The 22677-nt window shown below is 68.2% G+C and carries 18 protein-coding genes; 7 read left to right on the top strand and 11 right to left on the bottom strand.

The window, feature by feature from the left end; genetic code table 11:
• Window positions 1-4: 4 nt before the first annotated feature.
• From trxB to OG716_RS31585, 6 genes are all read right to left on the bottom strand, one after another.
• On the bottom strand, window positions 5-1003 hold the full coding sequence (trxB, locus tag OG716_RS31560; protein WP_405134118.1) for a thioredoxin-disulfide reductase: 999 nt from the start codon (window positions 1001-1003) through the stop codon (window positions 5-7).
• 142 nt (window positions 1004-1145) lie between these two features.
• Window positions 1146-2069: a hypothetical protein gene (locus OG716_RS31565; protein WP_405134119.1), complete on the bottom strand. Its 924-nt coding sequence runs from the start codon at window positions 2067-2069 to the stop codon at window positions 1146-1148.
• Between the two features lie 106 nt (window positions 2070-2175).
• Window positions 2176-2802, bottom strand: coding sequence for an RNA polymerase sigma factor SigM (gene sigM / locus OG716_RS31570; protein WP_355125310.1), 627 nt, complete (start codon window positions 2800-2802; stop codon window positions 2176-2178).
• 169 nt (window positions 2803-2971) lie between these two features.
• Window positions 2972-6835, bottom strand: a complete 3864-nt coding sequence (gene murJ / locus OG716_RS31575; RefSeq protein WP_405140036.1) for a murein biosynthesis integral membrane protein MurJ — start codon at window positions 6833-6835, stop codon at window positions 2972-2974.
• Window positions 6836-7386: 551 nt separating this feature from the next.
• A complete protein-coding gene (locus OG716_RS31580; RefSeq protein ID WP_405134120.1) occupies window positions 7387-9921 on the bottom strand; it encodes a DUF6049 family protein in 2535 nt (844 codons plus the stop codon).
• Complete coding sequence (locus tag OG716_RS31585; RefSeq protein WP_405134121.1) at window positions 9918-10538, bottom strand: NUDIX hydrolase; 621 nt, start codon at window positions 10536-10538, stop codon at window positions 9918-9920. Before OG716_RS31585 ends, OG716_RS31580 begins: the two co-directional genes overlap by 4 nt.
• A 154-nt stretch (window positions 10539-10692) precedes the next feature.
• On the opposite strand from OG716_RS31585, the gene OG716_RS31590 reads away from it, so the two are divergent.
• Complete coding sequence (locus OG716_RS31590; RefSeq protein WP_405134122.1) at window positions 10693-12156, top strand: CCA tRNA nucleotidyltransferase; 1464 nt, start codon at window positions 10693-10695, stop codon at window positions 12154-12156.
• 45 nt (window positions 12157-12201) lie between these two features.
• Here the strand turns inward: OG716_RS31590 and OG716_RS31595 are convergent, their stop codons facing one another.
• Window positions 12202-13029: a hypothetical protein gene (locus OG716_RS31595; RefSeq protein ID WP_405134123.1), complete on the bottom strand. Its 828-nt coding sequence runs from the start codon at window positions 13027-13029 to the stop codon at window positions 12202-12204.
• A 78-nt stretch (window positions 13030-13107) separates the two neighbouring features.
• On the opposite strand from OG716_RS31595, the gene OG716_RS31600 reads away from it, so the two are divergent.
• The 3 genes from OG716_RS31600 to OG716_RS31610 all read left to right on the top strand — a co-directional run bounded on the left by OG716_RS31600 (window position 13108) and on the right by OG716_RS31610 (window position 15954).
• Complete coding sequence (locus OG716_RS31600; RefSeq protein ID WP_405134124.1) at window positions 13108-13860, top strand: LamB/YcsF family protein; 753 nt, start codon at window positions 13108-13110, stop codon at window positions 13858-13860.
• A gap of 377 nt (window positions 13861-14237) precedes the next feature.
• Window positions 14238-14963 (top strand): allophanate hydrolase subunit 1, encoded by a 726-nt coding sequence (locus tag OG716_RS31605; RefSeq protein ID WP_405134125.1) that lies wholly within the window; start codon window positions 14238-14240, stop codon window positions 14961-14963.
• A 118-nt stretch (window positions 14964-15081) separates the two neighbouring features.
• Complete coding sequence (locus OG716_RS31610; protein ID WP_405134126.1) at window positions 15082-15954, top strand: biotin-dependent carboxyltransferase family protein; 873 nt, start codon at window positions 15082-15084, stop codon at window positions 15952-15954.
• Here OG716_RS31610 and OG716_RS31615 read toward each other — a convergent pair.
• The 3 genes from OG716_RS31615 to OG716_RS31625 form a co-directional block, all read right to left on the bottom strand.
• Window positions 15932-17539: a DUF4185 domain-containing protein gene (locus OG716_RS31615; RefSeq protein ID WP_405134127.1), complete on the bottom strand. Its 1608-nt coding sequence runs from the start codon at window positions 17537-17539 to the stop codon at window positions 15932-15934. The genes OG716_RS31610 and OG716_RS31615 overlap by 23 nt on opposite strands.
• Window positions 17540-17615: 76 nt before the next feature.
• Window positions 17616-18944 (bottom strand): MFS transporter, encoded by a 1329-nt coding sequence (locus tag OG716_RS31620; RefSeq protein ID WP_405134128.1) that lies wholly within the window; start codon window positions 18942-18944, stop codon window positions 17616-17618.
• 212 nt (window positions 18945-19156) lie between these two features.
• Complete coding sequence (locus OG716_RS31625) at window positions 19157-19627, bottom strand: NUDIX domain-containing protein (RefSeq protein WP_327142934.1); 471 nt, start codon at window positions 19625-19627, stop codon at window positions 19157-19159.
• A gap of 226 nt (window positions 19628-19853) precedes the next feature.
• Between OG716_RS31625 and OG716_RS31630 the strand changes: the two genes are divergently transcribed.
• Window positions 19854-20633, top strand: a complete 780-nt coding sequence (locus tag OG716_RS31630; RefSeq protein ID WP_405134129.1) for a pirin family protein — start codon at window positions 19854-19856, stop codon at window positions 20631-20633.
• Between the two features lie 98 nt (window positions 20634-20731).
• Window positions 20732-21235, top strand: a complete 504-nt coding sequence (locus tag OG716_RS31635; RefSeq protein WP_405134130.1) for a DUF4190 domain-containing protein — start codon at window positions 20732-20734, stop codon at window positions 21233-21235.
• A 27-nt stretch (window positions 21236-21262) separates the two neighbouring features.
• Here OG716_RS31635 and OG716_RS31640 read toward each other — a convergent pair whose 3' ends face one another.
• Window positions 21263-21736: a hypothetical protein gene (locus OG716_RS31640; protein ID WP_405134131.1), complete on the bottom strand. Its 474-nt coding sequence runs from the start codon at window positions 21734-21736 to the stop codon at window positions 21263-21265.
• 89 nt (window positions 21737-21825) lie between these two features.
• Here OG716_RS31640 and OG716_RS31645 point away from each other — a divergent pair, with 89 nt between their 5' ends.
• On the top strand, window positions 21826-22677 hold the full coding sequence (locus tag OG716_RS31645; RefSeq protein ID WP_405134132.1) for a Scr1 family TA system antitoxin-like transcriptional regulator: 852 nt from the start codon (window positions 21826-21828) through the stop codon (window positions 22675-22677).

Below are 22677 nucleotides of genomic sequence, written 5' to 3' on the forward strand. Positions count from 1 at the left end.
CCTTCTAGTTACTGATGACCGCGGTGTTCGATTCCACCGAGTGACCGGCGTGATCAAGTGTGTTGCTGGTGATGTCGCCCTGGTCCGCGAGCCAGCGCTCGGCGTCGATGGCCGCGCGGCAACCGGTTCCGGCGGCGGTGATGGCCTGCCGGTAGGTGTGATCTACGAGGTCGCCGGCGGCGAAGACGCCGGGCAGCGAGGTGTAGGTGGACTGGCCGTCGACCTGGACATAGCCCTCGCCGTCCAGGTCGACCTGGCCGCGCACCAGTTCGCTGCGCGGGTCGTGGCCGATGGCGACGAACAGGCCGGTGGCGGGCAGCTCTGAGGTCTCGCCGGTGCGGGTGTCCCGAATGCTCAGGCTGGTGACAGCCGAATCACCGTGCACCGCAGTCACTTCGGAGTTCAGCAGGAAGCGGATCTTCTCGTTGGCCTTGGCCCGCTCCAGCATGATGCGGGAAGCCCGGAACTCTTCGCGGCGGTGGATGATGGTGACGCTGGAGGCGAACTTGGTGAGGAAGGTGGCCTCCTCCATGGCCGAGTCGCCGCCGCCGACCACCACGATGTCCTGGCCCTTGAAGAAGAAGCCGTCGCAGGTCGCGCAGGCGCTGACGCCGCGGCCGAGTAGTTCCTGCTCACCGGGGATGTTCAGGTAGCGGGCCGCCGAACCCATGGCGAGGATCACGGCGTAGGCCTCGAACACGTCATCGCCGACGGTGACCTTCTTGATCGGACCGGACAGGTCGAGCTCGTCCACATCTTCGGTGCGGATGTCCGTGCCGAAACGCTTGGCCTGCTCGCGCATCTCCTCCATCAGATCCGGGCCCATGATGCCGCCGCGGAAGCCGGGGAAGTTCTCGACCTCGGTGGTGGTCATGAGGGCGCCGCCGAACTGGGTGCCTTCGAAGAGGATCGGCTGGAGTTCCGCACGCGCCGCGTACACAGCCGCGGTGTATCCGGCCGGTCCGGAACCGACGATGATCAGGTCGCGAACAGCGGTACTCAAAGGGTCCTCCGAGGCAGTTGTGAAACAGGCACGTGAAACAGGCATGTCGGTCAACCACAGCGTAAACGCTGTTGTTCCCGGGGGCCGGGGGTAGGCGATGGCGCCCCCATCCACAGGTGTGAATGGGAGCTGCGGCCGGCCGTCAGCCGATATCGGTGCTGGCCAGTACCTGCGGGTTCCCCGGTCCGCAGCCGTTGTCGAGCACGGCGGCTGTGATCTGCGGCGCGTGCGGGCCCGCGAGCAGTACGAGTACGGCCTGTTTGCCGCCGTAGACGACGCTACGCGACCCGAGGACCGAGCGGTTGAGGCCGGCGGCCCCGAGACAGCTCGATAGCGCGGTGCCGGCGGCGAGCGGCCCACTGATGTCGTGGTGGCCCATGGCGGCAAGTACCACAGTGGAAGGAAGGTCCGCCGCCAGCGGGACCGCGCCGGCGGGTTGGGCGGCGGCGGGCGTCCCGTGGTGGCCCTGTACCGCGTCCATGGCCACCACGGCGCCCGCCGTGATGGCGGCGGTGGCCGCGGCCGCGGTGAGCCAGCGCAGCCGATTGGAGAACCGTTCGGTCGCCGGGGCGGGCCCGGGCGGGAGATCGAACTCCGACTCGGCGGGCTCCTCGGGCACGAGGTCGTCGAGTTCGCGGGGGTCCAGCCGCCCGGTGTCGAAGATGGCCGAACCGTTCAATACCGGCATGGGTGCGGTGGAAGGCGGTGCGGGATGGGTGGATTGGCGGGGCACCGGGAGGCGGTGCACGGTGGCCACTCGATCGCCGGTGTCGAGGTCGGTGGCGGCGAGATTGTCGATCATTCGTTCCAGGCGTGCGGTGATGGCGGTGGGCATGGGGTGCGCGATGTGCTCGTCGCGGCCGAGGTCGCGCAGGCGGTTGTTCACCTGATCGAGCGAGCGCAGGTAGCGCATGGCGTCCGGATCGCGGCGGACCTGCGTCCACAGCTGGGCGGACAGATCCGCCGGGACGTTCCCGGCGTGCAGATCGGCGAGCAGCTCGGAGGAATAGGGCGGCCGGGGAATCGTCCCCGCTGCCACCGGTCCTCCTGCGTAGTCCTCGTTCATCGCCCCTCCAGATCGGACCCGATATGGGAATTCGCAGACCTGTCTTAGTTTTTGACGCACCGGAGTGCGATCCGGTTCCCGCTATCCTGCGTGCTTCGCGGCGGATTCAGGTGTTCATCGCGTGCAGATGTTCTTCGAGTCGTCGCCGGCCGCGGGCGCACCGGCTCTTGATGGTTCCGGCCGGAACTCCGAGCAGCGCTGCGGCTTCCGCGATCGACAGTCCTTCGAGCTCCACGGCGACGAGTGCGGTGCGCTGTTCGGCGGGCAGCGTGAACAATGCTGCGTCGATGACAAGACTTGCCTCCAGGCTCGCGAAATCGTCGCGGGCATAAAGGGGTTCGAGCAACGACTCGTCCGGTAACGGTACCGTGCACCGCAGTTTGTTGCGACGGATGCGATCGAGACACGCGTTCACCACAATGCGGTGCAACCAGCTGCGGACCTCGGCATCGCCGCGGAAGGCGCCCGCGCCGCGATGGACGGACAGCAGGGCGTCCTGCAGCGAGTCGGCGGCGTCCTCGGGCGTGTAGGACGCGCGCAGGGCGGTCTGCCAGAGGTGATCGCGATGGCGCCGTAATAGTTCGGCGAAGGCGTGCCGCTCGCCGGTGGCGTGGGCGGCTAGGAGATCGCGATCGGTGGCCTCGGCGACCCGGGGTTTCCGGGTCCGGACAGCCGTCGCTGTGGGCCGAGTGGTCGGCTCGGTCGCTACCTCGTAATTCTTCGCAGTTGACAATGCAACTCCTGAACCTGCAACTCCTGAAACCAGCAGAGAGTACGCAAGATCATAACGAAGATAACGATTCGGCAGCAATGGTTTGCGCAATAAAAGCGCAGCTAGCGGGCTTTTTCGGGCGAACCGGACACCCAGTTCCGAGGCCGGAGATCACGGCACGGCCTCGGAACTACGGTGCGGCCTCGTAGCGGACTTCGCCGATAGAGGTCTGGTACTGACCGCCGTTCTGCGCCAGCGCGGTGATCCACACCAGCACGTAGCGGGCAGGCTGGTCGGCCTGCACCGCGATCTCGGTGGTCCCGTTGCCGAGCGTCGCCGACCCGATGAGCTGGGTCTGATCGAGCGTCGGCGACGCCGTGGGCGAGGTGCGGATCTCGACCACGGTGCCCGGTGTCGGCGAATCGATGATCACCTTGGTGAGCTTGCTGGGGCTGCCGAGCGTCGTCATGATCCCCACCCCCTTCTTGAGGGCGGGGAACTGCTGGAAGTACGCATCGGTCCGCCACACCGTGACGGGGTTGTTGTCCAGCACGGCCCCGACGCTGCCCACACCGTCCGGGGTGCCCTCGGGCGAGAACACCATGGCGCCGGTGACCGGTACCGGAACACCCTGCGCCGCGGCGCCGGTCGGCGCCGGAGCACCCGGCGAGGTGGGTATCGGGCTGGATGTGGTGAGCCCGATATTGCGCTGCTCGTTCAGCGGCGCTTCGGAACTGCCTGGCGCGAACACGCTCAGCAGCCACCAGATGATGACGCCGACCACCAGCGCGGCCAGCACGCCGAGCCCGACCAGGATCCACATCATTCGCTGCGAGCGTTCCTTCTCGGCGGCGAGCAGTTCCGGATCGGCGAGGGTCTCGTCCGGCGCCGAGGGCGGCCGCTGGCCGAGTCTGAGCACCGGAATGAGATCGGTCTTCTGGTCGACGACCGACGCCTGCTCCAGCACGTGCTGAACCGTGGCGGCGGTGCGCACACCCTTGTTGGATTCCAGCGAGCGCACCGCGACCGCGGAGATCTCGAAGGGCACCTCGGGCCGAATGGTCCTGGGCTCCACCGGAGTTCCGTCCGGCCCGAAATCGGCCAGCGGCAGTCCGCCGATGGTCGCCGCGGTGCCGGTGACGCCGCCGACGCGAATCGGCCAGTGCGCCGTGATGAGCGCGTACAGCATGGCCCCGAGCCCGCGGACGTCCGATTGCGCGTCCGAATCGCCGAGGGTTCCGGGGAAGGCGAGCACCGCGTCACCGGAGGCGCTGATGCGCACCCGATCCGGGTGATCGATGGACAGCGAGCCGCCGCCGCGGTGGGCCAGTTCGGCCGCCGCCGCGAGCGCCCGGATGGCGCGCGCCGCTCCTATCGGGGACGGCACGGTATCGGCCATCTCCTTGAGCGAGCGGCCGGGCGTCCATTCGGCGACGACGATGCCGCCGGAGGATCCGCGGACCACGTCGAGCACGCGAGCGAGGCCGGGCGAGTTGATCCGCCCGAGTCGCAGGGTGCGCGACAGGATCGCCTGGGGCCCATCGTGTCCGGAGTTCTCGGCGTCCTGCTGGTCGGCGTCGACGAAGGTGAGCGCGACCTCGCGGTCGAGCTTCACGTCCAGCGCCTGCCAGAATTTCAGGCCGCGCGCGCCGCCGTGGCCGGCGAGCAGCCGGTAGCGCCCGCCCGCGACGGAGGCGCCGGGCAGCAGTTTGGGGCCGCGCTGGATGCGCTTGGTGGCCTCCACCCGCATGGGCGGCATCTGAGGCGAGATCGCCTCGTAGACACCGGTTTCGGGGCCTGCGCCACCTTCGTCCGGTAGTTCGTCCGGTTCGCCTCGGTCGCCACGTCCGGTGGATCGGTAGGCGGAATCGGCTTTGCCGCTCTGCTTTCCGATCTTTTCGTCCGGAGTCGGGGGCGCATCCGTGGAGAGCCCACCGCCCGCTGCCGCTGTGGATTCGGCGGCCGGGACGCCGCTCACCGCGTCGTCGCTCACCCTCGTTCCTCCTTCGCCCTGGTATGTCGGAGACCGATGTGTCTGGGCCGAACCCGGTGCCTGGTAGACACCGTCGTCCGAGGCCGCGCGAGAGCCCTCATCCGGCCTGCTGTAGTCGTCTGGAACGCCGGATGCGGCGCTTGCGCTTCTCTGCCGAACAGGGTACGGGAACTCACCCTTGCCGGTGATGTCAACCGCATCGGGTCGGATAACAGGCAGCACCATTGTCTGCGCGTCGAGGTACGGATCGAACCGGTAGTAGTACGGCGCGGCGCGCAGATCCGGCTTGGGGAGCAGCGTGGTCGCGTCGATCGGCCCGCCGTCGAGATCCATCTCCGGTGCGGGAGCCGTGAAGCCGAGGCGCCGCGAGACGGCCACCGTGATGGCGACGATTTCGGGGATACCCGCCAGCCGCATGAGGCCGAAGGCGACACCGAACATGATGATCGCGGTGAGGGCCACCCGCACCAGCGATCCGATACCGCCGAACGACTCCGAAAGCCGGTGCAGCCCCATGACCTTGTCGGCGGTCCACATGACCACGCCGGCGGCCAGGGAGGCCCCCACCACCCGGGTGATGGTGTGCCCGACATTGGCCATGCGCAGATCGCCGAGGCTGCGATGCAGCAGCCAGCCGCCGATCACGGCGCCCGAGACGAAGCCGAGCCCGTTGGCGACACCGAGCGCGATCACCACGTGGCGCTCGTCGACGACCATCGGCGCGAGCGCCGACAGCGCGATCTTCACGCTGGTGATGCCGAGAATGATCCAGGTCGGCGTCCAGGCCTGTTCGCGGGCGTAGAAGACGCGCAGGTGGATCAGCACCAGCGCGTACGGGATCAGCGTGAAGGCCGACCAGGAGACGGCCTCGCCGAGCCGCCCGGCCTGTCCGGATCCGAAGTGCCCGTAGCCGTAGAGGGCCCGGCCGATCTGCGGTCCGGCGAAGGTCAGGAAGGTGACGACCGGGATGAGCGCGATCATGGTGAGCCGGGTGGCGGTGCCGAGATCGTCGACCACGGCCGGTGTGTCGTCGGCGGCGGCATTGCGGCTCAGTCGCGGCATGATCGCGGTCAGCAGCGTCACGCCGAGCACGCCGTACGGCAATTGCAGTAGCAGCCAGGCATTTTGGTAGATGGCGGGACCGGCGACATCGACGTGTGAGGAGATGCGGGTGGCGAAGGTCCAGCCGATCTGGCTGATCAGGACGTACAGGATGATGGCCCCGCCCATGCCCGCGAACTGCTTGAGTCGCGCGTCCACGCCCCACAGGGGTCGCAGGTCGATGCCTTCGCGCCGGATGGCGGGTAGCAGGCTGATCACCTGCACCGCGACGCCGACGGTCACGCCGACGCCGAGGACCAGCAGTTTCGGATTGCCCATGCGGACGGGATCCAGGCTGATCTCACCCGGTGTGAGCCGGTAGGTGATGAGCACGGCGAGTACGACGAGATTGTTCAGCACCGGCGCCCATGCGCCGGGTTTGAACACCCCGTGCGTATTCAGGATGGCCATCAGCAGCGCCGAGGTGCCGTAGAAGAGCACGGCGGGCAGCAGCAGGAAGGTCAGTGCGGTGGTGAGCGCGGTATTGACCTTGCCGTCGTTCGAGAGGAAGACGTGGGTGGTCAGGACGGGCGTGAGTATCAGGACCAGAGTGGTGCCGATGCCGAGCACGGTGAGCGCGGCGGTGAACAGCCGCCGGACGAAGGCGCTGCCGCCGTCGGGGTCCTCTTTCTCCGCGCGCACCAGGGTGGGCACCACGATGGCGGTGAGGACCGCGCCGAGCAGCAGCTCGGAGATCATGGTCGGGATGGTGCTGGCGACGGTGAAGGCACTGGCGATGGCCGGTCCGAGCACGGTCAGCAGCAGTAGCTGTTTACCGAAGCCGGTGATGCGGCTGACCAGGGTCGCGATGGCGATGGATCCGGAGTCCCGGACCAGTCGGGCGTTCGAGTTCTCGGCCTTCTCGACCTGCCGCTGTTCCCGTGTGGTCGGTCCGCCGCGCGCCTGCCTGGGCAGTGGTTGCGAGTGCCGCGGTACCGGATTCGACTCCGGATAGCGCATGCCGTCGCGCGGGGTGGGCCGCGGCCCGATGCCGGGTGCCCGGTTCTGATCAGGGTTGCCGTGTCCCCAGTGGTAGCGGTCTTCCTCGGGTACGTAGGCGTTTCCGCGCGGCGGTCCGGCCGGGCGCGGCGGCTGGGGCTGGCGCGGCGGCTGTCCGGGTGCGGGCGGCCGCGCCATGATGGGCCCGGATTCGCCGGGGCGTGGTCCCCGCACCGGCAGCGGACCGGACGGTTGACCGGGTAGTGGACGGCCGGGCCCTCCGGGCGTATTCACCTGCGGCACCGGCGGAAAGCCACCACTGCGCGGACCTGGCGGTACCGGACGCGGACCCGGTGGTGCCGGGCGCGGAGTTTGCGGCACGGGTCGCGGACCCTGGGGTGCCGGACGCGGTCCCCCCTGCGGTGCGGGCGCACCGCGCTCCCACGGCGCCGACGGTGCCCGGCGTGCGTGCGGGCCCTCGGTGCCCCGTGCGGGCGGTCCGTCGGCGCCGTGGGAGCGCGGCCCGTCGGTGCCCTCGGGTCGGCCGGTCGAGCGCGGTCCGCCGTACTCGCTCACCGGGCCTCCTGGTTCTCGTCTCGCAGCTTGCGTTTCCGTGCGCGCAGGTACTTGTTCACCCGGCGTCGCTTCTCCGGATCGAAGCCTTCGTCCGCCGGATCCGACTGCCCGCGGAAGCGGTGCCAGAGCCGGCGACCCGCCAGCAGGAGCAGCAGTGCTCCGGCGCTTGCGGTAATTATTGCCAACACTCGACCGTAGGCGTTGGACCGCACGGATACCGATACCGCATTGCCGAGCGGTGTCCCGTCGGGTGTGGTAAGGGCGATGGGTATCACCAGGTTTCGGCTGTCGGACACCTCGGTCGGGATCTGGAAGGACCGGGTGCCCTTGGCCGGAAGCTGTTGTTCGCCGATGTCTTTGATATTTGTCTCGGTCGGCGCGTCGATGCGGAATTTGATGCGGATGGCGACCGGCAGATCGTTGCGGGCGACCAGCAGCAGCGGGCTCTGTTCGGAGGCGAGGGTGTAGACGCCGCCCGGCGGCAGCACGGTCACCGAATGGAACAGGTCGTCGATGGTGCGGGTGGTCTGGTCGAGACGGCGCTGCGCGGTGGTATCGGCCGCGGCGGCGCCGGCGCGCCGGTCCGACATGGTCAGCACCCGGATGAGGTCGTCGCGCAGCGGGGTGAGGAAGGTGCGCGGGGTGAGCTCCTGCTGCGGCTGGTCGACCAGGGCGCCCATCAGCTCGGTGATGTTGTGCGCCTGCTGCCGAACCGGTTCGGCGAAGTGGTCGGGCACCGCCTCGTCCGCGGCGGCGGGCAGATAGTCCAGGTCGTAGGGCTGCGGATCCGGTTGCTGCGCCAGCAGTTCGGTGAAGGAGCGCGGTGCGGCCAGATTATTGCGGAAGAGCAGGTCGAGCTGTCCGAGCACCGCGGTGGCCTCGTCCCGGTTGGCGCCCCACTGCTGCGGCGGCATGAGCACCGCGGAGCGCGGCCGTCCGGCCTCCGGGTTCAGCGCGGTCCAGGCGACCGCGCCGAGCGCGTCCTGCAGCCGGGCCGCGCGGGAGTCGTTGGTGACGTCGTAGCGGATTCGGTCCGGGGTGAACGGCGGGGTCGGCGGATGCGAGCCGATGGCGGCGAGTGCGGTGGCCGACCAGATATCGAAGGTGGCGGCATGCATTTCGGGGCCGCCCGCGGCATCGCCGCCGACGGTGGGCAGGGTGACCCCCGACAGGAGCACCATGTCCGGATTCACCGATTCGCTTGCGCCGCCCGGGCTTTTGGCGCTGGAGATATTGCTGCGCCCGTCGGAGGGCGCCACGGCATTGTCGGCGAGCACGGCGGTGGTGTAGCCGTGGTGCGCGAGCAGGCCCGCGCCGTCGGTGTCGAGGGTTCCGGAGTCCGGCAGTGCCACGCCGCGCACGGATTTCACCGACAGCAGCGAATCCACCAGGTCAGCAGGCGCGTTGAGGGCTCGGTCCGAGAGCGTCTCGTCCCCGGCGGCGGCCAGCGCGGTGGGGTCGACCTGCGCGAACGGCAGCGCGACCACGCACATGGTGGGTGCCAGCGTGCGCAGCCGGTCCAGCCAGGCCTTGGCGGCGTGCGCGCCGGTGCCGGCCCGGGTGGTGCCGTCCGGATCGGACGGACTGGCCAGCACCCGGTAGCCGTCCGTCATATCGGAGACGGTGAGCAGCAGGTCCGGATCGACGGCCAGGCACAGCGCACTGGTGAGTTTGCGGTCGTGCCCGCCATCGGGTTTGAGCGCGGTCTCCAGCGCGGACAGCAATTGATCGAGCCGCCCCCCGCTGGCGAGCGAGGACGCCAGATCGTCATCGGTGAGCATGGCGGACCCCTGCACGGACCCCGTCGCACCGGCGACCAGGCGCGGCCGGTCGGCCAGCGGCCACAGCATGGTGGTGGCGACCGGTGGCGCGTCCGGGACGGCCGGAACCGTCGGCGTGACAGTGCGTTTCATCGGGTCCGGGGTGGCGATGGGGACGCCGAGCACGGGCAGCAGGAAGCGCGCGTCGTCGAGTCGCGCCTGACCGCCGTAGCTGGGCGCGCCGTTGACGTTCAGCAGCAGCGGATAGATGCCGGGCGCGGTGATGTCGATCGAGGAGATCCCGCTGGGCAATTCGGGGGCCGAGCGCAGTGCGACCGTGAGGCTGAACTGCTTTCGCTGTCCGGTGTCCAAACGGTCTGCGACATCCTGGAATTCGCCGGTGACGTCGAAGCTGTTCTGGTCCAGTCGCAGCGTCGACCGCAGGCCGCTCGGGTTGGTGACGGCGGCGGCGCGCTGAATGCGCACACTGACATCGTCGACCGGCCGGTCACCGATATTGGTGATGGTGCCGGACACCACGAAATAGGGGTCGCTGCTGGCGGTGATCGCCGTGGGCGTCACCGAATCCAGGGACAGTTTCAGAAATTTCGGTCCGGTCGGCGCCGCGCCGGAGCCGCTGCCGGACGGCTGTGCCGTCGCAGCGGACGGACATACCGTCAGCACGGCGACCACCACCGCGACGAACGACAGGATCCAGCGGTGCAGCGCCGCGGTGTCTTGCCCAGGACGCCCAGACCCCGCACGCGTCATTGTCTGCCGTTCTCCATCCGGTCGATCAGCCGGTTCGCGACCTCCGCCAGCCTGCGTTCGTCAGCGTAGGCGAGCCGGGAATCGAGTTCGCTCAAGGGAACCCAGGCCACCTTGGTGACTTCGACATCGGCATCGGAGAGTTCGCCGTCGAGAAATCGCATCAGATAGTGGTGCACCGTCTTGTGTACCCGCCGGCCCTCGGTCACGAACCAGTAATCGATACTGCCCAGTTCGGCGACCACACTGCCATTGATGCCGGTCTCCTCGGCAACCTCGCGGATAGCGGTCTGCTCAGCGGTTTCGCCCTCTTCGATATGCCCCTTGGGTAGCGACCACAGCAATCGCCCACGCCGATCGGTCCGCCCGATCAGTGCGGCACACCGCTTCTCACGCGGCCCGTCCAACCCGTCCACAACCAGCCCACCGGCAGAGGTCTCCCGCACCGTGCGCATGCGAGGTTTCGCCGCACTACCGGCCGAACCACGGCGCCGGGGCTGGCGGCGTCGACTGTTCGCGCGATCGGCCGGAGACACCGCGCCAGCATATCCCGCCTCCCCGCGACGCTGTTCCGCCTCTCCGCGCCTTTGGCCGGGAGTTAGGTGCTGGGTACGCCGCATCGCGGGCCGGCGGCCAGGTAGTTGGCTAAGTTGGCCCGTACCCGGTGAGTTACCCCGACGGTACGAAATCAGTCGTTACCTTTGATACGGGCCGCAGGATTCGCAGCAGCGCCGGGATAATAAGGACTTGCTTAGTCCACTAAGCTCGGATTTCGTGGTTTCGCCGAAGTCCGAGGAAGCAAGCAGCGTGGATCGTCGTACCCGATTGCTGGCCTCGGCGGCGATCACCGTGGGACGGCTGTCGGAGGTTCTGACCCCGCTGGGTGAGTTGTTCGCCCAGCACGGTCACGAGCTGTATCTGGTGGGTGGCACGGTGCGTGACGCCGTGCTGGGCCGGTTGGGTACCGATCTGGATTTCACCACCGATGCCCGGCCCGAGGCGGTGCAGGAATTGATGCGCGGCTGGGCCGATCATCTGTGGGATACCGGCGGGCTGGCGTTCGGCACGGTGAGTGCCGCCAAGGACGGTCAGCAGCTGGAGATCACCACGTTCCGCGCCGACAATTACGACCGCGTCTCCCGCAATCCGGAGGTCACCTTCGGCGATACGCTCGAGGCCGATCTGGTGCGCCGCGATTTCCGGGTGAATGCCATGGCCGTGCGCATCGGCGAACTCGGTGAGCTGGAGTTCGTGGATCCGCTGAACGGTATGGCGGATCTGCTCGAGGGTGTGCTCGATACGCCTGCGCTGCCACAGGATTCGTTCCAGGACGATCCGCTGCGCATGCTGCGGGGCGCCCGTTTCGTCTCGCAGCTGGGTTTCCGGCTGGCCCCGCGCGTGCGCGACGCCATTGCCGAGATGGCCCCGGAGATCGACCGCATCACCGCCGAGCGGGTGCACACCGAGCTGGACAAGCTGATCGCCGGTGATCACCCGACCGAGGGCATCGACATCATGGTCGAGACCGGCCTGGCGGAGCGGGTGCTGCCCGAACTGCCCGCCATGAAGCTGGAGATCGACGAGCACCACCAGCACAAGGACGTCTACGAGCATTCGCTGACGGTACTGCGCCAGGCCATCGACCAGGAGGAGGGCGATCCGGACCTGGTGCTGCGCTGGGCCGCCCTGCTGCACGACATCGGCAAGCCGCCCACCAAGAAGAACGAGCCCGGCGGCGGCGTGAGCTTCCACCACCACGAGGTGGTCGGCGCGAAAATGGTGCGAAAGCGCATGCGCGCTTTGAAGTATCCGAAGCAGTTCACCGAGGATGTCGCGCGCCTGGTCTACCTGCACCTGCGCTTCCACGGTTACGGCAAGGGCCAGTGGACCGATTCGGCCGTCCGCCGCTACGTCACCGACGGCGCCGAACTCCTCCCCCGCCTGCACAAACTCGTCCGCGCCGACTGCACCACCCGCAACAAGCGCCGCGCCGCCCAACTGCGCTCCACCTACGACGACCTGGAAGCCCGCATCGTCGTCCTCCAGGAGCAGGAGGACCTCGACCGCGTCCGCCCCGACCTCGACGGCAACGCCATCATGGAATTGCTCGGCATCCAGCCCGGCCCCGACGTCGGCAAGGCCTGGAAATTCCTCAAGGAACTCCGCCTCGACCGCGGCCCCCTCCCCCGCGAGGAGGCGGAGGCAGCCCTGGTCGAGTGGTGGCAATCCCGGTCCTGAACGCAGACGAACCCCCGTAATCCCGCGCCAGGATGACGAATGCGGTCAGAAGATGATCAGTGTGGTTCCGGTGACGATGGCCGAGCGGATCTGCGCCAGGTCGAACGACCCGGCCAATCCGGGTAGGTCGGCGGCGAAGCAGACGTGCTCGCCGACCCGCTGCGTACTGATGATCCGCGCCCGGCTGGGTAGGTCCGACAGCGGAATCGGCTTCAGCATCGTCATTCGCCGCGGCGCGCGCATCCCGCGCCAGTGCGCACTCCGCACGGCGATGGTCAGCACATTGTCGGTGATATCGGCGTCGACCAGCGCCCGCACCCGCCTGCGCCGATGCCGCGCCAGAACGAGCCCGTCCGCCGCGGGCGACAGTTCCCAGTCCCGCTGCCAGGTGTTGAGCCATTCCAGCAGCGCCGCAAGCGAAATCACCCCGGTGACGTCGAGCTGCTGTGCCCGCACTTTGGTCGGCACCCCCGGCACCAGCCGCACCCCGTGTGCGATGACGGTCAGCTCCTCGACCCGGTGCTGATTCCAATACAGCTCGGTGAGAACGGTTTTGGTCTGAAAATGCGCTCCCCGCCGCCGCGCTTTGAGCGTGTGCAGCGTGGCCCGCAGATCGTGTCCGAGGAAGGTGGCGCTCACCTCCTGCCCGCCGAACTGACTGAGAATGCCCTCGGACAGCAGTGTCATGAGCACATCGGGCATGAGCGCGGTGACAGTCCCGACCCCGAAATCGGTGACGGGTTCGATCCAGGCGGTGGTGAAGCTCGCCCACTGATCGACCCAGGTCTGGTCGAACAGGCGTTTTCCCAGGTCCATGCCCAGGTCTACCGCCCGCAAAGGTGACCAGGCCTTCGGATCGAAATAGGTGGCCATGATTTTTCGAGCGTACCGACCACCGATGACATCTCCGGATTCTCCGAGGTGACTCGAGTCACTTCTACAATCGGACCCATGACGGTGGACCTGAACAGCGATCTGGGCGAGGGCTTCGGCGCGTACCGCATGGGTGACGATGCGGCCATGCTCGAGGTGGTCACCAGCGCCAATATCGCGTGCGGTTTCCACGCCGGCGATCCGTCGATCATGCGTCGCACCTGCGCGCTCGCCGTCGAGCGGGGTGTCCGCATCGGCGCGCACATCGGTTACCGGGACCTGCCGGGCTTCGGCCGCCGCGCCCTCGCCGTTTCCGCCGCCGAGCTGCGCGACGAAACCCTCTACCAAATAGGCAGTCTCGACGCCTTCGCCCGCGCCGCCGGGGACCGTGTCCGCTACGTGAAACCGCACGGCGCGCTCTATCACGCCGCCGCCGCGGACCGCACCCTCGCGGACGCGATCGTCGCGGCCCTCCGCGAATTCGATTCCCGCCTGGCCCTATTGGGCCCCGCCGCCACCGAAATGGAGCAGGCCGCCCGAGCAGCCGGTACCCCCTTCCTCGGCGAGGGCTTCGCCGACCGCGCCTACACCCCCGACGGCCTGCTCGCCCCCCGCACCCTCCCCGGCGCCGTCCTGCACGCGGACGAAGCAGTGGCCCAGGCCCTTTCGATAGCCCGCACCGGCAAAGCCCTGACCCTGGACGGCGGTACCGTAGCCGTCTCCGCCGCCAGCATCTGCGTCCACGGCGACTCCCCGGCCGCCGTGGAAATGGCCCACCGAATCCGCACCGCCCTCGAAGCAGACGGCATTCCCCTGCAGGCCTTCACATGAGAGGCCCGCTATGACCGCTGGGGACCGACCCGACCCATTGCCTGCCGCGCTCGATTTGCCTGCTGCGCACCAGGAATACCAGCGGCAGCGGCGGGTTGCCACGGCCGTTCAGCCGCGAGGTCGCACCACCGGCGGGATCAGCAGCGCGGCCGGTGGCTTCCCGATGGTGGAGGAAGCCCTGCCCGCCGCATCGGCTCCAACCTCGACACAAGCGGCATTGCCTTGTACGCCTTCGCATCAGAGGCATCTGCCGACCCCGATCGGTCGGCTGCTATCCGCACCGCAGCTGCGGGTCGCCGTGCAGACGGTCTCCCGTATCCGGACCACCTCGGGGGCGGCCGGTATTACATTGGAGGCCTTCGCGCGAGAGGCCCGTTATGACTGATTCGGCGCCCGAGTCGCTCGCCGGCGAGGTTCGCTCGGCGGGTGATTGTGCGCTGCTGGTGATTCCGCCACAGCGCGGCATGGTGGTGGGGCTGGCCGCTGCCCTGCGTGTGCGGCCCGCGGGGGTGGTGGATGTGCTTCCCGCCGCGGCGACCGTACTGGTGACACTCTCCTCTCCTACCGCTGCGGAACCGGTGCGGCAGCAATTGAATTCGCTGCTGGCCCGCCTGGAATCCGAGGCGCGGGTGGCGGCGGGCGCTCGCCGGCTGCCGGACTGGTCGCCGGATGATCGTCCGGACGACGCGGTGGGCGGCAATGGTTTCCGGGACGAACCCGTCGAGATTCCCGTCCGCTACGACGGTGCGGATCTGCCCGATGTCGCACGCCTGCTCGGCCTGACTCCGGCCGAGGTGATCGCGGAGCACACCGGCATCGTATGGCGTTGCGCCTTCGTGGGATTCGCCCCCGGCTTCGGCTATCTGGAATCCCCCGACGCCCGCCTGACGGTCCCCCGCCGGACCCAGTCCCGCACGGCTATTCCGCCCGGCGCGGTCGCCTTGGCGGGCGGCTATTCGGCGGTGTACCCGCGCCGCAGTCCCGGCGGCTGGCAGCTCATCGGCACCACGGATATCTCCATGTGGGATGTCGATCGCGATCCGCCCGCCGCGATCCGCACCGGCACCCGCGTGCGATTCGTCGATGTCGAGGAGCGGGGATGAGGATGTGGATCGGCCTGTCTGCCTGCGAGTTTCACCAGGTCCGGGTGAGCGTGCGCGGCGGCCTGCCGCTCCGCGGCGCACACCGGCACTCGCATCCCGCCGGCAGCGGTGATCTTCCGTGATCCGGGTCGAGCGGGTCGGCCCGCTGGCGACCATTCAGGATCTGGGCCGTCCCGGCTGGTTCGATTCCGGTGTCGGTATCGCGGGCGCGGCGGATCGCGCCTCCCTGCGGTTGGCGAACCGACTGGTCGGAAACCCTGAGGGCGCAGCCGGAATCGAGGCTTTGTTCGGTGGCCTGGAACTGCTCGCGCAACGCCATCTCACGGTGGCGGTGACGGGCGCGTCCGCACCCGCGACCGTGGACGGCCGTCCGGTCGGCGCGGCGAGCGTGCTGGAAATCGAAGAGGGCCAGCGACTTCGGCTCGGCTGGGCTTTGTCCGGTTTGCGAAGCTACGTAGCGGTACGCGGCGGAATAGACGTCCCACCCGTGCTGGGTTCCCGCAGCCGCGACACCATGTCCGGCATCGGCCCCGCGCCGCTTCGCCCGGGAGATGTACTGCCCGTGGGCCTTCCGCCTCGCGTCCATCCGATCGTGGACGTGGCCCCGGTCGCCGCACCGCTCGCGGGCAGGCTCACCATCCGGGTCTTCCCTGGCCCGCGCGACGACTGGTTCGCCAACGCCCCGGCCCTGTATGAGGGCGAATGGACCGTATCCTCCGATACCGACCGCGTCGGCGCCCGCCTCGACCGCCGCACCGGCCCGCCCCTGCAACGCGGCATTTCCGGCGAATTGCCCACGGAGGGTATGGCTCTGGGCTCCATCCAGGTCCCGCCGAGCGGTCAGCCCGTGGTCTTCCTGGCCGATCACCCGATCACCGGCGGCTATCCGGTGATCGGCGTGGTGCTCGACGCCGATGTCGATGCGGTGGCCCAGGCCCGCCCGGGTCAGCCCCTGCGCTTCCGCCGCGTCATTTCAGCGACGCGTGCATGAGATACACGTTGTAGCTGTTCCAGGCCGACATGGTGAAGTACAGATCCTTACCGGTCGACCACGGGTGCATGAAGCCGCCGTACGCCGTCGGATAGTCCTCGATATCGACGAGCTTGACCGGATCCGTCCAGGTCCCCTGCGGTTCCGCGGCGGTCCGCAGCACGATCTGATGCCGCTGCAGGTCCAGGTACACCATCTGCCACTGCCCGGTGTCCTGGTCGTAGCGCAGCGACAGTTCGCTGGCCGTGCCGGAAACGATTGGGGTGGCGAGCAATTCGTTGGCCCCGTCGGCGGGGGCCCAGTTGCCGTTGGTCCAGTACTGGTAGGCGGTCTTGTTCAGCACCTGTGCGGCGGGCACCCGGGCGAGCCCGATAACGCCCATGCGCCCGTTGGGCGTTCCGAACATGTACACGTAGTCCCCGTGCGGCACCATGGTCGCGACCTGGAAGCGCCCGAGCCCGAACAGGTTGTCCCAGTGCGCCCACTGGGATTTGGTCCAGGTGCTGCCATTGTCGTCGGACCAGGCGATACCGCCGTTGTTGGTCCACCACATGCCGGGGATCTTGCTCCACCGATTGACGGACATGTAGGTCAGGTACTGGCGGTTGCCGACGGCGAAGCCCGAGGTGGGGATGGTGGTGACCTCGAAGTTCTTGATCTTGCGGCTGTCCAGGATCTCGGCGGCGTGGCAGCGGCTGTCCTGCACGAAATTATCGAGGACCAGCCCGTTGGAGAGATCGTGATTGCTGCTGTAGGCCAGGGTGTTGCTGCGCCAGTCCTGATCGCCGGTCCCCGCGCCGATCGGGCTCCAGCCCTTGCCGAAGGTGTCGCCGAAGACGACGGAGACCTGGCCGGGCTTGTTCTCCCAGATCAGGCCGAGATCGGTGCCGTCCACCGACCAGCGGTTATCGGTGCGATTGACCGACCCGTGCCCGGTGATCTGATTGACCAGCCGCACCGATTGCACATCGCGCGGGGTGACCGCGGCGGCCACGGGCGCGGCGGCGGGCGGCTGCACATCCACCGCCGGCGGGGCCTGCGGTTCGGGCGGTTCGCCGCCCGGCACCGGAATCGGAATGGGTTCGGTCTCCGGTTGCAGTTCGATCTGCGGCGCCGGTCGCGGTGCGTCGCCCCCGGCGTTCGGGGTGGTGGCCGGCGGTGCGCCGCTGCTGGAGACGTCGGGTTCGGCGGGCGTGGCGGGCTCACCCGTCGGATTCCCCTCCGGCGGTGTGGTTTCCGCCGGTTTGGGGCTGCTGCGGACATCCGGGCAGGGCGCCGCGCACGGATCCTCGGGCAGCGCCACCGGTTCGATACGGGTCTTGTCCGGCTTGGGTCCGGGCACCGGCACCGTCGTGATCTGCGGTACCGGAACCTGGATGCGAATGGTCGGATCGGGTTGCGGCTGGGGCTGCTCGGTAGCGGGCGGGGCTTCACGCGCCAGCGGGTCGAATCCCGTTTCCCCGCAACTGTTCATGGGCGGCGGCGCCCACGGCTCGATCGCACCGGCGGGCGCCGCGGGCAGCAGGATCGCACCCACGGTCAGCGCACCCGACAGGATCAGGACATCGGTCGGACGGAATCCCATGCGGTGTGTGTCTCCTCGTCCGGGCCGGGCGAGATCGAATGGCCCCCACCGTAACCCGCCGGGCCGTGGCCCGAGCTCAGCGAAACCGGTTGTCGGCCGGTTGTGATCGAGCCGATATTAGCGCTATGGCGGCAATCCCACAGCAGTACACCCCGGCCGCGGCGATCACCACGGCCGGCGACCGGCCGTCCGCCGGTATCCACAGCGCGGTGCCCGCCAGCGCCAGCACATAGGTGATATTGAAGATGGTGTCCTGCAAGGCGAATACCTGTCCGCGATGCAGGTCGTCGATCTCGATCTGCATGGCCGCGTCGCCGGTGAGTTTGATGGTCTGTCCCGCCAGTCCGAGCAGGAAGGCGGCCGCCAGCAGCAGCAGTTCGGCGCGGCGCTCATCCGTCCCGGTGGCGAGGGTTATGGGCGTGACCAGCGTGATCTGCACCACGATGGCGGTGATCAGCCCGACCACGATGGTGCGTGCCCGCCCGAGCCGAGGAATGAGCACGGGCGCGACCACCGCCGCGGCCAGCATGCCGGCGCCGGTCGCGGTGATGGCCGCGCTGAATTTCGCGATGTGATGCCCGGTCCCCGCGCCGCGCCTGAGCACCAGCACCATCAGCAGCGTGTCGGCGCCGAACACCATGCGGTGCGCGCCGATGCCGATCATGGCCGTGGTGACCTCCCGCGACCGCCAGGCCGCGGTAGCCCCCGATCGCAAACCCGCAGCAATCGCCCGCAGCGAGCTTTCCCGGTTCGGTTCACCGCTGCGGTCATCAGGATCCGGGCCGAGCGCGTGGCGGCGGAATCCGGCCGCCGCAAACGCCCCGGCGATCGATCCGCAGGCACTGAGCGCGACCGCCACGGCGGAGGCGAAGTCCCCCGCCCCGATCACCGTGATGATTCCGAAGGCCACCCCCGCCCCGAGAATGGCGCAGGCGGACGCGATGGTCGCGAGAATCGAGTTCATGGCCACGAGCCGCTGCTGTGCGAGCACCCGCGGCAGCGACGCCGACACGCCCGCCCCGACGAATCGCGACACCCCGACCACGGACAGCGCGAGCAGCAGGATCGGCGTATCCCGCAACCCGCTCAGCAGGCTCACCGCGGTCAGCGCGATGAGCACGCCGCGCAGCACATTGGCGACGAGCAGGACCGTGCGCCGGTCCCAGCGGTCCAGCAGCGCCCCCGCATACGGCCCGATGATCGAATACGGCAGCAGCAGCGCCGCGAATCCACCCGCGATGGCCAGCGGATCGGTCTCCCGCTCGGGATTGAACAGAATCGCCCCGGACAGCGCCGCCTGGAACATGCCATCGCCGAATTGCCCGGCAAGCCGCACGGTACTCAGCCGCAGCGCACCCGGACTCTCCGCCAGGGCGCCGCGTATCGACGCCAGCGCGCTCCGCACGCCCCTGCGCGGTGCGGCCGCAAGGTCCGGTGGGACTGCAAGCCCCGGTGGGGTCGCAAGGTCTGGCTTGGTCGCGAGGTCCCGAGGGGTTGCAAGGTCCGGAGGGTCTGCGGGATGCGGTGCGCCTGTGAGGTGCGGTGTGCGCGGTGCGGTCGCGGACTGCGAGCTATCCGCCGGTGTGTTGTCGTGTGCGTGTCGAGTCTCGGGTTCGCTCACCTGGCGGGGTGGGTGGTGACGAGCGCGAAGACGGCCGCGCGCATATCGTCCGCCATGGGCAGGTTGTCCAGACTGTCGGCGTCAATCCACTGGAATTGATCGTGTTCGCCGGGGGCGAGCAACACTTCCCCGGGTTCGGTATCGACCACGAAGCTGTATTTCCGCACTCGCGATTTGGTGCGGGTGGCGTAGTCGAATCCGCCGAGTACGTCCGTGATGCGCTGGATACGCAGGCCTGTCTCCTCGAAGAGTTCTCGTTCGACGCATTCGGCGAAGCTCTCCCCGGATTCGACCCCGCCGCCCGGGAGTTCGTACATGCCGCCGTGATAATCGTCCGCGACACGCCGCACGACCAGTAGTTTTCCATTCCGGAACACGGCCGCTGCCACCACGAAGTGGTTGATCCCCTCGGCATTGGCCTGTTGTCGGAGTTCGCGTTCGATGCCCGCGAGTACGTCGGGTCGCATCCCCCTGGTCTCCCTCCGGTTTCACTGCGGCACATCATGATACGGTCGCCGACCGAACCGTGTCGGCGGGGTGCTCGTTATCTCGTATTAGCGAAGTGCCTGGTCGGTGGCGTGCAGAGCGGCGTTGCTCTCACGTTAGAATATTTACCGGGAGTTCAGGTCGGGTCGCGGAATGTGCCTCTACTCTGGATTCTGATCGGTGCGCGCCGGTGAGAGGAGTACGGCGGTGTCCACGCTCACGACACCACAGATCCATGTCCATCGTGGCGGTGACCGCATGAAAACGCGTGTGGCGTGGCTGGATTCGAAGCATTCGTTCTCCTTCGGGGAACATTACGATCCCGACAACACTCATCACGGCTTATTGCTCGTGAACAACGAAGACATCGTGCTGCCCGGTGAGGGATTCGAAACGCATCCGCATCGGGATATGGAGATCATCACCTGGGTACTGAGCGGCAGCCTGGTGCATCAGGATTCGCTCGGGCACAACGGGGTGATCTATCCCGGTCTCGCGCAGCGGATGAGTGCGGGTGCGGGCATCCTGCATTCGGAGAAGAACGATTCGTGGCGGTTCAGCGCCGGCCCCGAACACGATGAGCCGGTGCATTTCGTCCAGATGTGGGTGGTTCCGGACGAGCCCGGCCTGGATCCCGGCTATCAGCAGCTGGAGATCGACGACGAGCTGGCCGGCGGCGCTCTGGTGACGGTGGCCTCGGGCCTGCCGCGCTATCGCGATCGCACGGCCATCGGCATCGGCAGCAGTCATTCCGCACTGCACGTGGCCCGGATGCCGGGTCTCGGCGAGGCGCCGGAGGTTCGCCTACCGGAAGCCCCTTACCTGCATGTATTCATTGCGCGCGGTGAGGTCGAGCTGGAGGGTGTCGGGATGCTGTACGAGGGTGACGCGGTGCGGCTGGCGCGCAGCGGTGGGCAGCGGGTGACCGCGAGCCTGCCGTCGGAAATTTTGGTGTGGGAGATGCACGCGCGTCTGGGCGGGCAATAGCATCTCGTATAAGACCAGGATTCCGGGCGAACCGGGCGCGTTAACGGCCGGTTCTCCTGTCGGCGATACCGGGAGCAGCACCGACGAAAGGCCCGCCCATGTCGCAGTACCCGCCTCCGGGCAATAACCCGCCCCCCGGCAATTACGGCCAGTACCCCGGGCAGCCGCCCGGCAGTTATCCGCCGCCCGGCGGTCAGCAGTACTGGCAGGAGTCCCCGAAGAGCAAGGGCCTGGCCATCACCGCGATGATCCTGGGCATTCTCGCGCTGCTCAGCTCGTGGACGGTGCTCGGCGGCATCGGGTTCGGCCTCTTCGCCGTCATCCTCGGCGTGATCGCGCTGATGAAGGCGCGCAAGGGCACCAGCGGCGGCTCCGGAATGGCCCTCACCGGCCTCATTCTCGGCCTGCTGAGCCTGATCATCGGCATTGTCGTCGGTGTGATCGGCTGGACCTTCTTCAAGGACAACGGCGGCAGCGACTTCGTGTCCTGCGTCCGGGATGCGAAGAACGACCAGTCCAAGATCGATCAGTGTGAGCAGGACTGGAATCAGAAGATCGAGAACAAGTACAGCATCACGCTGACACCGGCCCCCACGAACTGACCGAGAGTCCGTGCCGGGCAGGCACGCTCAGCGCTGCACCGGCCGGCACTCGCGGGTGGCGGCGACGACCTCCGCGAGTTCCGGCCGAAAGTCACTGTCCGGCGGGCAAACCCAGGATCGGTAGCCGGTGTGCTCGTCCGTGGGCGACGGCAGCACGATGTGGCTACCGGGCAGCGCGACTGCCGCGCAGTCCCGGAACAGGTCGGAGAACAGGGCGATATCGAGGTACGAGTCGTCGGTCGGCCCGGTCAGGAAGGTCCACCGACCGGACCTCGGATGTCCGATGACGGGGCCGCAGCGTTTACGGGCCTGCAGGTGGTCCCGCACGCGCGCGCCGAAGTCGGCGGGCATGGTGACGGCGCCGACCGAACCGATTTCGAGCATGATCCGGCCCAGCGCCGAGTCGACGATCCCGTAGAGGCCGTGCTCCTTGCGGTAGCACCGGCAACGGGTCAGCGCCTCCTGGGTGGCGGTGTACGAGGACGGGTCCAGCGCGCTCATGGCGAACCTCCTGCTACCGACCCTATTCTCCCGCAATCAGTATGACAATAGTCACACGCCGGTGACTTTCAGGCGTAGCATCAGCAGGCATGGCACCCGTCTCGCCCACCGTCGCCCGGTGGGAGTTGGTTCTCCGCCTACGGGAGCTGCGTGAGCAGCGCGGCTTCGATTCGGCGACCTTCGCCAAACGGGTCGGCTTCACGCCGGCCAATTGGTCGCATGTGGAAAAGGGCCGCAGGGTCCTCACGGCCAGCACCATCGAACCGGTGCTGACGCTGCTCGAGGTGGACGGCGAGGAACACGCGGAATTGCTCGAACTCCTGGCCGCCAGCAAGGAACGCGGTTGGTGGGCCAAGGCTTCCGCGCTCATCGGCCCCGAACTGCAGCGCTACTACGGTATGGAATTCGGTGCGGACAGCATCCGCAGTTACGACAGTCTCGTGGTCCCCGGCCTCCTGCAGACCGAGGAGTACACCCGGGCGCTCATCAGCGCCGATGTCATGATCCGCCCGGTGCAGGTGGAACAGCTTGTGGCCGTGCGCATGCGCCGGCAGGAGCGGTTGCGCGACGCCGATCACCTGGAACTCACCGCCGTCATCGGTGAGGCGACGCTGCTGCAGCAGATCGGCGGCCCGAAAGTCCTGCGCGGGCAACTGGAGCATCTGGCGATGCTGCTCGACGAGCTGGATTCGCTGACGGTGCGCGTGATTCCGTTCGCCGCCCCGCGGGGCGCCATGCTCGGCGGCGCCAGTTTCCATCTGCTGGATTTCACCTCGGAATCGCTGCCCACCTTCGGCTGGGCCGAGAGTGCGGTTTTCGGTGGGCCGGTGGAGGATCCGGATCAGATTCGCGATCTGGGTTTTGCATTTGTGCGTGCACTCGACCAATCTCTCAGTCGTGCAGAATCTTTGGACATGATCAAGAGTTATTCGCAAGGGTAG

This window comes from Nocardia sp. NBC_01388 (genome assembly GCF_045040085.1).
Lineage (GTDB): Bacteria > Actinomycetota > Actinomycetes > Mycobacteriales > Mycobacteriaceae > Nocardia.

Bases quoted from the DNA above. Each gene is read 5' to 3' on its own strand.
- OG716_RS31615 (WP_405134127.1), bottom strand. From the start codon at position 17,539: ATGGGATTCCGTCCGACCGATGTCCTGATCCTGTCGGGTGCGCTGACC.
- OG716_RS31645 (WP_405134132.1), top strand. From the start codon at position 21,826: ATGGCACCCGTCTCGCCCACCGTCGCCCGGTGGGAGTTGGTTCTCCGC.
- OG716_RS31565 (WP_405134119.1), bottom strand. From the start codon at position 2,069: ATGAACGAGGACTACGCAGGAGGACCGGTGGCAGCGGGGACGATTCCC.
- OG716_RS31580 (WP_405134120.1), bottom strand. From the start codon at position 9,921: ATGACGCGTGCGGGGTCTGGGCGTCCTGGGCAAGACACCGCGGCGCTG.
- OG716_RS31635 (WP_405134130.1), top strand. From the start codon at position 20,732: ATGTCGCAGTACCCGCCTCCGGGCAATAACCCGCCCCCCGGCAATTAC.
- OG716_RS31600 (WP_405134124.1), top strand. From the start codon at position 13,108: ATGACGGTGGACCTGAACAGCGATCTGGGCGAGGGCTTCGGCGCGTAC.
- OG716_RS31605 (WP_405134125.1), top strand. From the start codon at position 14,238: ATGACTGATTCGGCGCCCGAGTCGCTCGCCGGCGAGGTTCGCTCGGCG.
- OG716_RS31585 (WP_405134121.1), bottom strand. From the start codon at position 10,538: ATGCGGCGTACCCAGCACCTAACTCCCGGCCAAAGGCGCGGAGAGGCG.
- OG716_RS31595 (WP_405134123.1), bottom strand. From the start codon at position 13,029: ATGGCCACCTATTTCGATCCGAAGGCCTGGTCACCTTTGCGGGCGGTA.
- OG716_RS31625 (WP_327142934.1), bottom strand. From the start codon at position 19,627: ATGCGACCCGACGTACTCGCGGGCATCGAACGCGAACTCCGACAACAG.
- OG716_RS31640 (WP_405134131.1), bottom strand. From the start codon at position 21,736: ATGAGCGCGCTGGACCCGTCCTCGTACACCGCCACCCAGGAGGCGCTG.
- murJ (WP_405140036.1), bottom strand. From the start codon at position 6,835: ATGCGCTATCCGGAGTCGAATCCGGTACCGCGGCACTCGCAACCACTG.